This is a genomic window from Psychrobacter sp. AH5, assembly GCF_040371085.1.
GTDB lineage: Bacteria > Pseudomonadota > Gammaproteobacteria > Pseudomonadales > Moraxellaceae > Psychrobacter.
On the sequence record NZ_JAMBMT010000005.1, the window covers coordinates 16814 to 34434 of the forward strand.

Annotated in this window: 2 protein-coding genes, 2 tRNA genes and 1 rRNA gene; all 5 read left to right on the forward strand. The window is 51.5% G+C overall.

Features of this window, described 5'->3' with window-relative positions:
• The first annotated feature begins 169 nt into the window (after nucleotides 1-169).
• Nucleotides 170-3304: a hypothetical protein gene (locus tag M0N77_RS13095; protein ID WP_353105683.1), complete on the forward strand. Its 3135-nt coding sequence runs from the start codon at nucleotides 170-172 to the stop codon at nucleotides 3302-3304.
• Nucleotides 3256-14814 (forward strand): VWA domain-containing protein, encoded by an 11559-nt coding sequence (locus M0N77_RS13100; protein WP_353105684.1) that lies wholly within the window; start codon nucleotides 3256-3258, stop codon nucleotides 14812-14814. The genes M0N77_RS13095 and M0N77_RS13100 overlap by 49 nt, the downstream gene beginning before the upstream one ends.
• Before the next feature lie 825 nt (nucleotides 14815-15639).
• Nucleotides 15640-17179 (forward strand): 16S ribosomal RNA (locus M0N77_RS13105).
• A gap of 85 nt (nucleotides 17180-17264) precedes the next feature.
• Nucleotides 17265-17341, forward strand: a tRNA-Ile gene (locus M0N77_RS13110).
• A gap of 7 nt (nucleotides 17342-17348) precedes the next feature.
• A tRNA-Ala gene (locus tag M0N77_RS13115) sits at nucleotides 17349-17424 on the forward strand.
• The last annotated feature ends 197 nt before the right edge of the window (nucleotides 17425-17621 follow it).

Here is a 17621-nt window from a genome sequence, read left to right on the forward strand (position 1 = left end):
ACCGCTTGAATCTCTTGGGTTCGTAGCGCTAGCAATCACCGTGCCTGTAGCGCGAGTAACCTGATCAATTTTGGCAAAATATGCCCAAACCACTAGTACAATAATACCAATCAGTGCTACCCATAATAATTCGGGTTACGACCCTAACTTTAGGGTCATGAGGTTTATATTGGAAACGGTTCTAATTACCGTTAATGGCGTTTACTGGAATAGGTACAATCGTCCGATGAAGACGAGCCCAGGTCCTGAGGATACCATCACCGTCTCTATTGCCGACACCGTGGGCGACGTTGAAGAGGGTAATAGTGCCAGCTTCCCGATCAGCTTAACCGATAGCAATGGCAACCCGGTCAATGCGATCACCGATGTGGTGGTTGATGTGACTTATAGTGGCGTGGCCATTGACGGCACCGACTTTACCGGTGTGGTGCAAGTGACCATCCTTGCAGGCACTAGCAGCACCGATCTTGACATTGATACCATCGATGACTTTATCGCTGAGGGTAGTGAGCTGGTTGGCATCACCATCAGTAATCCGGTCGGCGGCGGCTTTGAGGCCATCGTGGTCGGTCAAGCCACTGCGGATATGAACATTGTTGATGAAGCTGATCCTGGGGCGGAGGATACCATCACCGTCTCGATCGCCGACACCGTGGGCGACGTTGAAGAGGGTAATAGTGCCAGCTTCCCGATCAGCTTAACCGATAGCAATGGCAACCCGGTCAATGCGATCACCGATGTGGTGGTTGATGTGACTTATAGTGGCGTGGCCATTGACGGCACCGACTTTACCGGTGTGGTGCAAGTGACCATCCTTGCAGGCACTAGCAGCACCGATCTTGACATTGATACCATCGATGACTTTATCGCTGAGGGTAGTGAGCTGGTTGGCATCACCATCAGTAATCCGGTCGGCGGCGGCTTTGAGGCCATCGTGGTCGGTCAAGCCACTGCGGATATGAACATTGTTGATGAAGCTGATCCTGGGGCGGAGGATACCATCACCGTCTCGATCGCCGACACCGTGGGCGACGTTGAAGAGGGTAATAGTGCCAGCTTCCCGATCAGCTTAACCGATAGCAATGGCAACCCGGTCAATGCGATCACCGATGTGGTGGTTGATGTGACTTATAGTGGCGTGGCCATTGACGGCACCGACTTTACCGGTGTGGTGCAAGTGACCATCCTTGCAGGCACTAGCAGCACCGATCTTGACATTGATACCATCGATGACTTTATCGCTGAGGGTAGTGAGCTGGTTGGCATCACCATCAGTAATCCGGTCGGCGGCGGCTTTGAGGCCATCGTGGTCGGTCAAGCCACTGCGGATATGAACATTGTTGATGAAGCTGATCCTGGGGCGGAGGATACCATCACCGTCTCGATCGCCGACACCGTGGGCGACGTTGAAGAGGGTAATAGTGCCAGCTTCCCGATCAGCTTAACCGATAGCAATGGCAACCCGGTCAATGCGATCACCGATGTGGTGGTTGATGTGACTTATAGTGGCGTGGCCATTGACGGCACCGACTTTACCGGTGTGGTGCAAGTGACCATCCTTGCAGGCACTAGCAGCACCGATCTTGACATTGATACCATCGATGACTTTATCGCTGAGGGTAGTGAGCTGGTTGGCATCACCATCAGTAATCCGGTCGGCGGCGGCTTTGAGGCCATCGTGGTCGGTCAAGCCACTGCGGATATGAACATTGTTGATGAAGCTGATCCTGGGGCGGAGGATACCATCACCGTCTCGATCGCCGACACCGTGGGCGACGTTGAAGAGGGTAATAGTGCCAGCTTCCCGATCAGCTTAACCGATAGCAATGGCAACCCGGTCAATGCGATCACCGATGTGGTGGTTGATGTGACTTATAGTGGCGTGGCCATTGACGGCACCGACTTTACCGGTGTGGTGCAAGTGACCATCCTTGCAGGCACTAGCAGCACCGATCTTGACATTGATACCATCGATGACTTTATCGCTGAGGGTAGTGAGCTGGTTGGCATCACCATCAGTAATCCGGTCGGCGGCGGCTTTGAGGCCATCGTGGTCGGTCAAGCCACTGCGGATATGAACATTGTTGATGAAGCTGATCCTGGGGCGGAGGATACCATCACCGTCTCGATCGCCGACACCGTGGGCGACGTTGAAGAGGGTAATAGTGCCAGCTTCCCGATCAGCTTAACCGATAGCAATGGCAACCCGGTCAATGCGATCACCGATGTGGTGGTTGATGTGACTTATAGTGGCGTGGCCATTGACGGCACCGACTTTACCGGTGTGGTGCAAGTGACCATCCTTGCAGGCACTAGCAGCACCGATCTTGACATTGATACCATCGATGACTTTATCGCTGAGGGTAGTGAGCTGGTTGGCATCACCATCAGTAATCCGGTCGGCGGCGGCTTTGAGGCCATCGTGGTCGGTCAAGCCACTGCGGATATGAACATTGTTGATGAAGCTGATCCTGGAGCGGAGGATACCATCACCGTCTCGATCGCCGACACCGTGGGCGACGTTGAAGAGGGTAATAGTGCCAGCTTCCCGATCAGCTTAACCGATAGCAATGGCAACCCGGTCAATGCGATCACCGATGTGGTGGTTGATGTGACTTATAGTGGCGTGGCCATTGACGGCACCGACTTTACCGGTGTGGTGCAAGTGACCATCCTTGCAGGCACTAGCAGCACCGATCTTGACATTGATACCATCGATGACTTTATCGCTGAGGGTAGTGAGCTGGTTGGCATCACCATCAGTAATCCGGTCGGCGGCGGCTTTGAGGCCATCGTGGTCGGTCAAGCCACTGCGGATATGAACATTGTTGATGAAGCTGATCCTGGAGCGGAGGATACCATCACCGTCTCGATCGCCGACACCGTGGGCGACGTTGAAGAGGGTAATAGTGCCAGCTTCCCGATCAGCTTAACCGATAGCAATGGCAACCCGGTCAATGCGATCACCGATGTGGTGGTTGATGTGACTTATAGTGGCGTGGCCATTGACGGCACCGACTTTACCGGTGTGGTGCAAGTGACCATCCTTGCAGGCACTAGCAGCACCGATCTTGACATTGATACCATCGATGACTTTATCGCTGAGGGTAGTGAGCTGGTTGGCATCACCATCAGTAATCCGGTCGGCGGCGGCTTTGAGGCCATCGTGGTCGGTCAAGCCACTGCGGATATGAACATTGTTGATGAAGCTGATCCTGGGCGGAGGATACCATCACCGTCTCGATCGCCGACACCGTGGGCGACGTTGAAGAGGGTAATAGTGCCAGCTTCCCGATCAGCTTAACCGATAGCAATGGCAACCCGGTCAATGCGATCACCGATGTGGTGGTTGATGTGACTTATAGTGGCGTGGCCATTGACGGCACCGACTTTACCGGTGTGGTGCAAGTGACCATCCTTGCAGGCACTAGCAGCACCGATCTTGACATTGATACCATCGATGACTTTATCGCTGAGGGTAGTGAGCTGGTTGGCATCACCATCAGTAATCCGGTCGGCGGCGGCTTTGAGGCCATCGTGGTCGGTCAAGCCACTGCGGATATGAACATTGTTGATGAAGCTGATCCTGGGGCGGAGGATACCATCACCGTCTCGATCGCCGACACCGTGGGCGACGTTGAAGAGGGTAATAGTGCCAGCTTCCCGATCAGCTTAACCGATAGCAATGGCAACCCGGTCAATGCGATCACCGATGTGGTGGTTGATGTGACTTATAGTGGCGTGGCCATTGACGGCACCGACTTTACCGGTGTGGTGCAAGTGACCATCCTTGCAGGCACTAGCAGCACCGATCTTGACATTGATACCATCGATGACTTTATCGCTGAGGGTAGTGAGCTGGTTGGCATCACCATCAGTAATCCGGTCGGCGGCGGCTTTGAGGCCATCGTGGTCGGTCAAGCCACTGCGGATATGAACATTGTTGATGAAGCTGATCCTGGGGCGGAGGATACCATCACCGTCTCGATCGCCGACACCGTGGGCGACGTTGAAGAGGGTAATAGTGCCAGCTTCCCGATCAGCTTAACCGATAGCAATGGCAACCCGGTCAATGCGATCACCGATGTGGTGGTTGATGTGACTTATAGTGGCGTGGCCATTGACGGCACCGACTTTACCGGTGTGGTGCAAGTGACCATCCTTGCAGGCACTAGCAGCACCGATCTTGACATTGATACCATCGATGACTTTATCGCTGAGGGTAGTGAGCTGGTTGGCATCACCATCAGTAATCCGGTCGGCGGCGGCTTTGAGGCCATCGTGGTCGGTCAAGCCACTGCGGATATGAACATTGTTGATGAAGCTGATCCTGGGGCGGAGGATACCATCACCGTCTCGATCGCCGACACCGTGGGCGACGTTGAAGAGGGTAATAGTGCCAGCTTCCCGATCAGCTTAACCGATAGCAATGGCAACCCGGTCAATGCGATCACCGATGTGGTGGTTGATGTGACTTATAGTGGCGTGGCCATTGACGGCACCGACTTTACCGGTGTGGTGCAAGTGACCATCCTTGCAGGCACTAGCAGCACCGATCTTGACATTGATACCATCGATGACTTTATCGCTGAGGGTAGTGAGCTGGTTGGCATCACCATCAGTAATCCGGTCGGCGGCGGCTTTGAGGCCATCGTGGTCGGTCAAGCCACTGCGGATATGAACATTGTTGATGAAGCTGATCCTGGGGCGGAGGATACCATCACCGTCTCGATCGCCGACACCGTGGGCGACGTTGAAGAGGGTAATAGTGCCAGCTTCCCGATCAGCTTAACCGATAGCAATGGCAACCCGGTCAATGCGATCACCGATGTGGTGGTTGATGTGACTTATAGTGGCGTGGCCATTGACGGCACCGACTTTACCGGTGTGGTGCAAGTGACCATCCTTGCAGGCACTAGCAGCACCGATCTTGACATTGATACCATCGATGACTTTATCGCTGAGGGTAGTGAGCTGGTTGGCATCACCATCAGTAATCCGGTCGGCGGCGGCTTTGAGGCCATCGTGGTCGGTCAAGCCACTGCGGATATGAACATTGTTGATGAAGCTGATCCTGGAGCGGAGGATACCATCACCGTCTCGATCGCCGACACCGTGGGCGACGTTGAAGAGGGTAATAGTGCCAGCTTCCCGATCAGCTTAACCGATAGCAATGGCAACCCGGTCAATGCGATCACCGATGTGGTGGTTGATGTGACTTATAGTGGCGTGGCCATTGACGGCACCGACTTTACCGGTGTGGTGCAAGTGACCATCCTTGCAGGCACTAGCAGCACCGATCTTGACATTGATACCATCGATGACTTTATCGCTGAGGGTAGTGAGCTGGTTGGCATCACCATCAGTAATCCGGTCGGCGGCGGCTTTGAGGCCATCGTGGTCGGTCAAGCCACTGCGGATATGAACATTGTTGATGAAGCTGATCCTGGAGCGGAGGATACCATCACCGTCTCGATCGCCGACACCGTGGGCGACGTTGAAGAGGGTAATAGTGCCAGCTTCCCGATCAGCTTAACCGATAGCAATGGCAACCCGGTCAATGCGATCACCGATGTGGTGGTTGATGTGACTTATAGTGGCGTGGCCATTGACGGCACCGACTTTACCGGTGTGGTGCAAGTGACCATCCTTGCAGGCACTAGCAGCACCGATCTTGACATTGATACCATCGATGACTTTATCGCTGAGGGTAGTGAGCTGGTTGGCATCACCATCAGTAATCCGGTCGGCGGCGGCTTTGAGGCCATCGTGGTCGGTCAAGCCACTGCGGATATGAACATTGTTGATGAAGCTGATCCTGGGGCGGAGGATACCATCACCGTCTCGATCGCCGACACCGTGGGCGACGTTGAAGAGGGTAATAGTGCCAGCTTCCCGATCAGCTTAACCGATAGCAATGGCAACCCGGTCAATGCGATCACCGATGTGGTGGTTGATGTGACTTATAGTGGCGTGGCCATTGACGGCACCGACTTTACCGGTGTGGTGCAAGTGACCATCCTTGCAGGCACTAGCAGCACCGATCTTGACATTGATACCATCGATGACTTTATCGCTGAGGGTAGTGAGCTGGTTGGCATCACCATCAGTAATCCGGTCGGCGGCGGCTTTGAGGCCATCGTGGTCGGTCAAGCCACTGCGGATATGAACATTGTTGATGAAGCTGATCCTGGGGCGGAGGATACCATCACCGTCTCGATCGCCGACACCGTGGGCGACGTTGAAGAGGGTAATAGTGCCAGCTTCCCGATCAGCTTAACCGATAGCAATGGCAACCCGGTCAATGCGATCACCGATGTGGTGGTTGATGTGACTTATAGTGGCGTGGCCATTGACGGCACCGACTTTACCGGTGTGGTGCAAGTGACCATCCTTGCAGGCACTAGCAGCACCGATCTTGACATTGATACCATCGATGACTTTATCGCTGAGGGTAGTGAGCTGGTTGGCATCACCATCAGTAATCCGGTCGGCGGCGGCTTTGAGGCCATCGTGGTCGGTCAAGCCACTGCGGATATGAACATTGTTGATGAAGCTGATCCTGGGGCGGAGGATACCATCACCGTCTCGATCGCCGACACCGTGGGCGACGTTGAAGAGGGTAATAGTGCCAGCTTCCCGATCAGCTTAACCGATAGCAATGGCAACCCGGTCAATGCGATCACCGATGTGGTGGTTGATGTGACTTATAGTGGCGTGGCCATTGACGGCACCGACTTTACCGGTGTGGTGCAAGTGACCATCCTTGCAGGCACTAGCAGCACCGATCTTGACATTGATACCATCGATGACTTTATCGCTGAGGGTAGTGAGCTGGTTGGCATCACCATCAGTAATCCGGTCGGCGGCGGCTTTGAGGCCATCGTGGTCGGTCAAGCCACTGCGGATATGAACATTGTTGATGAAGCTGATCCTGGAGCGGAGGATACCATCACCGTCTCGATCGCCGACACCGTGGGCGACGTTGAAGAGGGTAATAGTGCCAGCTTCCCGATCAGCTTAACCGATAGCAATGGCAACCCGGTCAATGCGATCACCGATGTGGTGGTTGATGTGACTTATAGTGGCGTGGCCATTGACGGCACCGACTTTACCGGTGTGGTGCAAGTGACCATCCTTGCAGGCACTAGCAGCACCGATCTTGACATTGATACCATCGATGACTTTATCGCTGAGGGTAGTGAGCTGGTTGGCATCACCATCAGTAATCCGGTCGGCGGCGGCTTTGAGGCCATCGTGGTCGGTCAAGCCACTGCGGATATGAACATTGTTGATGAAGCTGATCCTGGGGCGGAGGATACCATCACCGTCTCGATCGCCGACACCGTGGGCGACGTTGAAGAGGGTAATAGTGCCAGCTTCCCGATCAGCTTAACCGATAGCAATGGCAACCCGGTCAATGCGATCACCGATGTGGTGGTTGATGTGACTTATAGTGGCGTGGCCATTGACGGCACCGACTTTACCGGTGTGGTGCAAGTGACCATCCTTGCAGGCACTAGCAGCACCGATCTTGACATTGATACCATCGATGACTTTATCGCTGAGGGTAGTGAGCTGGTTGGCATCACCATCAGTAATCCGGTCGGCGGCGGCTTTGAGGCCATCGTGGTCGGTCAAGCCACTGCGGATATGAACATTGTTGATGAAGCTGATCCTGGGGCGGAGGATACCATCACCGTCTCGATCGCCGACACCGTGGGCGACGTTGAAGAGGGTAATAGTGCCAGCTTCCCGATCAGCTTAACCGATAGCAATGGCAACCCGGTCAATGCGATCACCGATGTGGTGGTTGATGTGACTTATAGTGGCGTGGCCATTGACGGCACCGACTTTACCGGTGTGGTGCAAGTGACCATCCTTGCAGGCACTAGCAGCACCGATCTTGACATTGATACCATCGATGACTTTATCGCTGAGGGTAGTGAGCTGGTTGGCATCACCATCAGTAATCCGGTCGGCGGCGGCTTTGAGGCCATCGTGGTCGGTCAAGCCACTGCGGATATGAACATTGTTGATGAAGCTGATCCTGGAGCGGAGGATACCATCACCGTCTCGATCGCCGACACCGTGGGCGACGTTGAAGAGGGTAATAGTGCCAGCTTCCCGATCAGCTTAACCGATAGCAATGGCAACCCGGTCAATGCGATCACCGATGTGGTGGTTGATGTGACTTATAGTGGCGTGGCCATTGACGGCACCGACTTTACCGGTGTGGTGCAAGTGACCATCCTTGCAGGCACTAGCAGCACCGATCTTGACATTGATACCATCGATGACTTTATCGCTGAGGGTAGTGAGCTGGTTGGCATCACCATCAGTAATCCGGTCGGCGGCGGCTTTGAGGCCATCGTGGTCGGTCAAGCCACTGCGGATATGAACATTGTTGATGAAGCTGATCCTGGGGCGGAGGATACCATCACCGTCTCGATCGCCGACACCGTGGGCGACGTTGAAGAGGGTAATAGTGCCAGCTTCCCGATCAGCTTAACCGATAGCAATGGCAACCCGGTCAATGCGATCACCGATGTGGTGGTTGATGTGACTTATAGTGGCGTGGCCATTGACGGCACCGACTTTACCGGTGTGGTGCAAGTGACCATCCTTGCAGGCACTAGCAGCACCGATCTTGACATTGATACCATCGATGACTTTATCGCTGAGGGTAGTGAGCTGGTTGGCATCACCATCAGTAATCCGGTCGGCGGCGGCTTTGAGGCCATCGTGGTCGGTCAAGCCACTGCGGATATGAACATTGTTGATGAAGCTGATCCTGGGGCGGAGGATACCATCACCGTCTCGATCGCCGACACCGTGGGCGACGTTGAAGAGGGTAATAGTGCCAGCTTCCCGATCAGCTTAACCGATAGCAATGGCAACCCGGTCAATGCGATCACCGATGTGGTGGTTGATGTGACTTATAGTGGCGTGGCCATTGACGGCACCGACTTTACCGGTGTGGTGCAAGTGACCATCCTTGCAGGCACTAGCAGCACCGATCTTGACATTGATACCATCGATGACTTTATCGCTGAGGGTAGTGAGCTGGTTGGCATCACCATCAGTAATCCGGTCGGCGGCGGCTTTGAGGCCATCGTGGTCGGTCAAGCCACTGCGGATATGAACATTGTTGATGAAGCTGATCCTGGAGCGGAGGATACCATCACCGTCTCGATCGCCGACACCGTGGGCGACGTTGAAGAGGGTAATAGTGCCAGCTTCCCAGTCAGCTTAACCGATAGCAATGGCAACCCGGTCAATGCGATCACCGATGTGGTGGTTGATGTGACTTATAGTGGCGTGGCCATTGACGGCACCGACTTTACCGGTGTGGTGCAAGTGACCATCCTTGCAGGCACTAGCAGCACCGATCTTGACATTGATACCATCGATGACTTTATCACTGAGGGTAGTGAGCTGGTTGGCATCACCATCAGTAATCCGGTCGGCGGCGGCTTTGAGGCCATCGTGGTCGGTCAAGCCACTGCGGATATGAACATTGTTGATGAAGCTGATCCTGGGGCGGAGGATACCATCACCGTCTCGATCGCCGACACCGTGGGCGACGTTGAAGAGGGTAATAGTGCCAGCTTCCCGATCAGCTTAACCGATAGCAATGGCAACCCGGTCAATGCGATCACCGATGTGGTGGTTGATGTGACTTATAGTGGCGTGGCCATTGACGGCACCGACTTTACCGGTGTGGTGCAAGTGACCATCCTTGCAGGCACTAGCAGCACCGATCTTGACATTGATACCATCGATGACTTTATCGCTGAGGGTAGTGAGCTGGTTGGCATCACCATCAGTAATCCGGTCGGCGGCGGCTTTGAGGCCATCGTGGTCGGTCAAGCCACTGCGGATATGAACATTGTTGATGAAGCTGATCCTGGAGCGGAGGATACCATCACCGTCTCGATCGCCGACACCGTGGGCGACGTTGAAGAGGGTAATAGTGCCAGCTTCCCGATCAGCTTAACCGATAGCAATGGCAACCCGGTCAATGCGATCACCGATGTGGTGGTTGATGTGACTTATAGTGGCGTGGCCATTGACGGCACCGACTTTACCGGTGTGGTGCAAGTGACCATCCTTGCAGGCACTAGCAGCACCGATCTTGACATTGATACCATCGATGACTTTATCGCTGAGGGTAGTGAGCTGGTTGGCATCACCATCAGTAATCCGGTCGGCGGCGGCTTTGAGGCCATCGTGGTCGGTCAAGCCACTGCGGATATGAACATTGTTGATGAAGCTGATCCTGGAGCGGAGGATACCATCACCGTCTCGATCGCCGACACCGTGGGCGACGTTGAAGAGGGTAATAGTGCCAGCTTCCCGATCAGCTTAACCGATAGCAATGGCAACCCGGTCAATGCGATCACCGATGTGGTGGTTGATGTGACTTATAGTGGCGTGGCCATTGACGGCACCGACTTTACCGGTGTGGTGCAAGTGACCATCCTTGCAGGCACTAGCAGCACCGATCTTGACATTGATACCATCGATGACTTTATCGCTGAGGGTAGTGAGCTGGTTGGCATCACCATCAGTAATCCGGTCGGCGGCGGCTTTGAGGCCATCGTGGTCGGTCAAGCCACTGCGGATATGAACATTGTTGATGAAGCTGATCCTGGGGCGGAGGATACCATCACCGTCTCGATCGCCGACACCGTGGGCGACGTTGAAGAGGGTAATAGTGCCAGCTTCCCGATCAGCTTAACCGATAGCAATGGCAACCCGGTCAATGCGATCACCGATGTGGTGGTTGATGTGACTTATAGTGGCGTGGCCATTGACGGCACCGACTTTACCGGTGTGGTGCAAGTGACCATCCTTGCAGGCACTAGCAGCACCGATCTTGACATTGATACCATCGATGACTTTATCGCTGAGGGTAGTGAGCTGGTTGGCATCACCATCAGTAATCCGGTCGGCGGCGGCTTTGAGGCCATCGTGGTCGGTCAAGCCACTGCGGATATGAACATTGTTGATGAAGCTGATCCTGGGGCGGAGGATACCATCACCGTCTCGATCGCCGACACCGTGGGCGACGTTGAAGAGGGTAATAGTGCCAGCTTCCCGATCAGCTTAACCGATAGCAATGGCAACCCGGTCAATGCGATCACCGATGTGGTGGTTGATGTGACTTATAGTGGCGTGGCCATTGACGGCACCGACTTTACCGGTGTGGTGCAAGTGACCATCCTTGCAGGCACTAGCAGCACCGATCTTGACATTGATACCATCGATGACTTTATCGCTGAGGGTAGTGAGCTGGTTGGCATCACCATCAGTAATCCGGTCGGCGGCGGCTTTGAGGCCATCGTGGTCGGTCAAGCCACTGCGGATATGAACATTGTTGATGAAGCTGATCCTGGGGCGGAGGATACCATCACCGTCTCGATCGCCGACACCGTGGGCGACGTTGAAGAGGGTAATAGTGCCAGCTTCCCGATCAGCTTAACCGATAGCAATGGCAACCCGGTCAATGCGATCACCGATGTGGTGGTTGATGTGACTTATAGTGGCGTGGCCATTGACGGCACCGACTTTACCGGTGTGGTGCAAGTGACCATCCTTGCAGGCACTAGCAGCACCGATCTTGACATTGATACCATCGATGACTTTATCGCTGAGGGTAGTGAGCTGGTTGGCATCACCATCAGTAATCCGGTCGGCGGCGGCTTTGAGGCCATCGTGGTCGGTCAAGCCACTGCGGATATGAACATTGTTGATGAAGCTGATCCTGGGGCGGAGGATACCATCACCGTCTCGATCGCCGACACCGTGGGCGACGTTGAAGAGGGTAATAGTGCCAGCTTCCCGATCAGCTTAACCGATAGCAATGGCAACCCGGTCAATGCGATCACCGATGTGGTGGTTGATGTGACTTATAGTGGCGTGGCCATTGACGGCACCGACTTTACCGGTGTGGTGCAAGTGACCATCCTTGCAGGCACTAGCAGCACCGATCTTGACATTGATACCATCGATGACTTTATCGCTGAGGGTAGTGAGCTGGTTGGCATCACCATCAGTAATCCGGTCGGCGGCGGCTTTGAGGCCATCGTGGTCGGTCAAGCCACTGCGGATATGAACATTGTTGATGAAGCTGATCCTGGAGCGGAGGATACCATCACCGTCTCGATCGCCGACACCGTGGGCGACGTTGAAGAGGGTAATAGTGCCAGCTTCCCAGTCAGCTTAACCGATAGCAATGGCAACCCGGTCAATGCGATCACCGATGTGGTGGTTGATGTGACTTATAGTGGCGTGGCCATTGACGGCACCGACTTTACCGGTGTGGTGCAAGTGACCATCCTTGCAGGCACTAGCAGCACCGATCTTGACATTGATACCATCGATGACTTTATCGCTGAGGGTAGTGAGCTGGTTGGCATCACCATCAGTAATCCGGTCGGCGGCGGCTTTGAGGCCATCGTGGTCGGTCAAGCCACTGCGGATATGAACATTGTTGATGAAGCTGATCCTGGGGCGGAGGATACCATCACCGTCTCGATCGCCGACACCGTGGGCGACGTTGAAGAGGGTAATAGTGCCAGCTTCCCGATCAGCTTAACCGATAGCAATGGCAACCCGGTCAATGCGATCACCGATGTGGTGGTTGATGTGACTTATAGTGGCGTGGCCATTGACGGCACCGACTTTACCGGTGTGGTGCAAGTGACCATCCTTGCAGGCACTAGCAGCACCGATCTTGACATTGATACCATCGATGACTTTATCGCTGAGGGTAGTGAGCTGGTTGGCATCACCATCAGTAATCCGGTCGGCGGCGGCTTTGAGGCCATCGTGGTCGGTCAAGCCACTGCGGATATGAACATTGTTGATAACGACACCGTACCAACGATTAGTATCAGCTCTACCACAGTTTCCGAAGAAGGCTTACCAGGAGGTATCCCTGACAATGACGCTCTCCCACCATTTACTGACAATGCTTTTTTAACAACACAGACCGGAGTCATTACAGTAGTCGATCCAGACCCTATGTCTGCTAGCGACTTTAGTGTGACCTTAAATGGGCCTACTGGAAATAATGCAATTACTTCAGGCGGCAGTCAAGTCACTTGGTCACAGGCTGGCAATGTCTTAACAGGCTCAGCTATGATAGGAGGCAATCCAGTAGACGTGATTACTATGACCATCGATGCGTTTACCGATAATGGTAATGGCAACTACTCAGCTAACTATACTGCAGAGCTCTTAAAACCAATTGATCATCCAAATACTAATGGCGAAGACAATCTTGACTTGAGCTTTACGGCTACCGTTAGTGACGGTTTCAATACCTCAAGCTCATCAGTATTCACGCTCACTATCGAAGATGATTCGCCACTGGCTAATGATGTTAATGAAAACATTTTAGTAGAGCCTGTTAATACTAATTTGCTATTGATGCTTGATGTATCTGGAAGCATGAGAGGAGAAAGGTTAGCTTTAGCAAAATCAGCTTTGATACAAGCTATTAGTAAGTATGATGAGTTTGGTGAAGTTGCGGTGAGACTAGTCACTTTCCAATCAACTAGTAATATTATTGGATCCACATGGTTATCTGCTGCAGATGCACTTGTTGCAATTGATAATATCAATGTCTCTAATGGCTTTACTAATTATGATGCTGCATTAGCTGCAGCAATAACTGCATTCGGTAGCAGTGGTAAAATTGCAGATGTTAGTGGAGCTACGCTATTAAATAAAGCTATTTTTATTACCGATGGAGAACCTAACCGAGGTAATGGCGGTCCAAGTCTTTTGGAGGGTTCTGCGAACAGCAACTTTAATGACGTAGGTATTCAGGCAGCAGAAGAGGCCATTTGGACTGGCTTCTTGAATACCAATAAGATAGACGCAGCCGCTTATTCAATCGTAAATTTAGGTTCTAACACCTTGCTTGATCCTATCGCTTATGATGGTAGTGGTGTTATGGGCATTGATAAGGATGGCGTGACAGTGACTCCTCAAACCTTAGAGGACAGTATTTTAAACGACATTGATATTACTACGTTATCAGGTAATCTTGCTGGTTCCTCTAGTGTGCAGTTCGGCGCAGACGGCAATGGCCTGACTCTCACAACCATTAATATCGGTGGTGTTGGTAATTTCACTTATAACATAGACACAGCTGTACTTACTTCTACAGCAGCTACTACTAGTTATAGCTATGACATGGCAACAAATACAGTCACAGTAACGACAACCAACAATGGTATCTTCGTAATTGATTTTGATAATGCTGATTATAGCTATACGGCACCAAAAACAGTAAGCGCAGACTATCAGGAGACCATATCATATACCGCTATTGATAATGATGGTGATCAAGATATGACTACTTTAACTATAAGTCTGACTTACGATGCTAACAATAGTAATAGAATGATGACTAGCCAAGCAAGCAGAGCCGTCGACATCGATGATGAGTCGACAGACGCTTTAATAGGTGATGGTTCTCAAAATATAGATACGCTATACTTTGACAGTATCTCGATTGATTTAAACAATGTTAATGATATTGAAGTTATAGAGATGACTAATGGTATCTCTCAAACTCTAAGTCTTTCATTACAGGATGTCATTGGTATCACTGATGATGACAATACGCTGTTCATCAATGGCGATAGTGCGAATGAAACTTCAGGAGATGCCGATAAGGTCGTATTAACAGACTTTACCAAAGCAGCGACTTCTAATCAAGTAGGCTATGATCTCTATCAAAGCAACAACGATGATACTATGCTATACATTGATACAGATATCACGGTCATCTGATAATATTAAATGCCGAGCTGAGCAATTTCGAATCAAACGTCTCTTACTAGAGGCGTTTTTTACAAGTTAATTAATAGTACAACTCACAAAAGCTAGCTTCAAAGCAATAAAGGTAATAAAATCAACAGTCAAAAGCGCTAGAAAATATAAGGTTTGTCAGACAATACGGAAATAGTAAATTAATTTCCAAAACCCCTTGACGCCCAAAGCAAAGCGCGTATAATGCCACCCAGTCGGAAGGGAAGGCGGATTGAGAAGTGGTTTACCACTTATTATTAATAGCGAAGCTATTAACTAATCACCCAACCCACTAAATTACTTTTAGAATAAAATAATTTAATTCTTGACTTAGCAAATAAAGCGTCTATAATACGCACCTCATTAAGGGACAGGACGAGACAAACTACCAAATAAGGTAGTTAAATCAAATTCTTAACTTAAGATACAAATTATAAAGATTTAAAATAAAAGCTTGACAGACACATCGAATATGATATGATAGTCAGCTCGCTAGATAGAACGGCCCATAAGGGTTTAAGGCTATCTTAGCAAACAAGATTGATATAACTCTTTAACTGGACGACAGTAAAGAGACACTATTTAAAAGCATAACTAAAGAACAACTTGTGTGGATTTTTGCTGAGCAAGAGTGCTAAAAATAAAGTTGGTTTGAACTTCTTTTCGGAGTTTATTCTAACTATAAAAATTATCATTTAAGACAGCAGAAAAACTCAAAGTTAATTCATTACGAACATAATTTAAAGCGATTTTGCCAGATTAAATGAGCCAAGTTTCGTAACCTCTTTAAAGGGTTACATGCAGATTAAACTGAAGAGTTTGATCATGGCTCAGATTGAACGCTGGCGGCAGGCTTAACACATGCAAGTCGAGCGGTAACATTGGGAGCTTGCTCCCAGATGACGAGCGGCGGACGGGTGAGTAATACTTAGGAATCTACCTAGTAGTGGGGGATAGCACGGGGAAACTCGTATTAATACCGCATACGACCTACGGGAGAAAGGGGGCAACTTGTTGCTCTCGCTATTAGATGAGCCTAAGTCGGATTAGCTAGATGGTGGGGTAAAGGCCTACCATGGCGACGATCTGTAGCTGGTCTGAGAGGATGATCAGCCACACCGGGACTGAGACACGGCCCGGACTCCTACGGGAGGCAGCAGTGGGGAATATTGGACAATGGGGGCAACCCTGATCCAGCCATGCCGCGTGTGTGAAGAAGGCCTTTTGGTTGTAAAGCACTTTAAGCAGTGAAGAAGACTCCGTGGTTAATACCCACGGACGATGACATTAGCTGCAGAATAAGCACCGGCTAACTCTGTGCCAGCAGCCGCGGTAATACAGAGGGTGCAAGCGTTAATCGGAATTACTGGGCGTAAAGCGAGCGTAGGTGGCTTGATAAGTCAGATGTGAAATCCCCGGGCTTAACCTGGGAACTGCATCTGATACTGTTAGGCTAGAATAGGTGAGAGGAAGGTAGAATTCCAGGTGTAGCGGTGAAATGCGTAGAGATCTGGAGGAATACCGATGGCGAAGGCAGCCTTCTGGCATCATATTGACACTGAGGTTCGAAAGCGTGGGTAGCAAACAGGATTAGATACCCTGGTAGTCCACGCCGTAAACGATGTCTACTAGTCGTTGGGTCCCTTGAGGACTTAGTGACGCAGCTAACGCAATAAGTAGACCGCCTGGGGAGTACGGCCGCAAGGTTAAAACTCAAATGAATTGACGGGGGCCCGCACAAGCGGTGGAGCATGTGGTTTAATTCGATGCAACGCGAAGAACCTTACCTGGTCTTGACATATCTAGAATCCTGCAGAGATGCGGGAGTGCCTTCGGGAATTAGAATACAGGTGCTGCATGGCTGTCGTCAGCTCGTGTCGTGAGATGTTGGGTTAAGTCCCGCAACGAGCGCAACCCTTGTCCTTAGTTACCAGCGGGTTAAGCCGGGAACTCTAAGGATACTGCCAGTGACAAACTGGAGGAAGGCGGGGACGACGTCAAGTCATCATGGCCCTTACGACCAGGGCTACACACGTGCTACAATGGTAGGTACAGAGGGCAGCTACACAGCGATGTGATGCGAATCTCTTAAAGCCTATCGTAGTCCAGATTGGAGTCTGCAACTCGACTCCATGAAGTAGGAATCGCTAGTAATCGCGGATCAGAATGCCGCGGTGAATACGTTCCCGGGCCTTGTACACACCGCCCGTCACACCATGGGAGTTGATTGCACCAGAAGTGGATAGCCGAACCTTTTAGGACGGCGTTCACCACGGTGTGGTTGATGACTGGGGTGAAGTCGTAACAAGGTAGCCGTAGGGGAACCTGCGGCTGGATCACCTCCTTATAGACGGCATTCACTTGGCAAGAATTCACAACAAGTTGTTCTTTAGTTTAAGCTAGTTTATTAGCTAGAGGTATATGCCTCGTACAGGCCTGTAGCTCAGCTGGTTAGAGCACCGTGTTGATAACGCGGGGGTCGGCAGTTCAAGTCTGCCCAGGCCTACCATTATTTAGGGGCCATAGCTCAGTTGGTAGAGCGCCTGCCTTGCACGCAGGAGGTCAACGGTTCGACTCCGTTTGGCTCCACCATTAATAAACAAGCGCGATTAAATAGAATATTTAGAATAGCATAAACAGAAACAAGTGATTATCAAATGATTACTTCTTTCTGTTTTATACAGAACTATACTACTCGACGAGAGAGTAAGAACTATTTAAAAACATAGATATGAGTCTGGGTTAAGAAGAGCGTGTTCACGCGCACTTCTTAACCTTAATAATCAGCT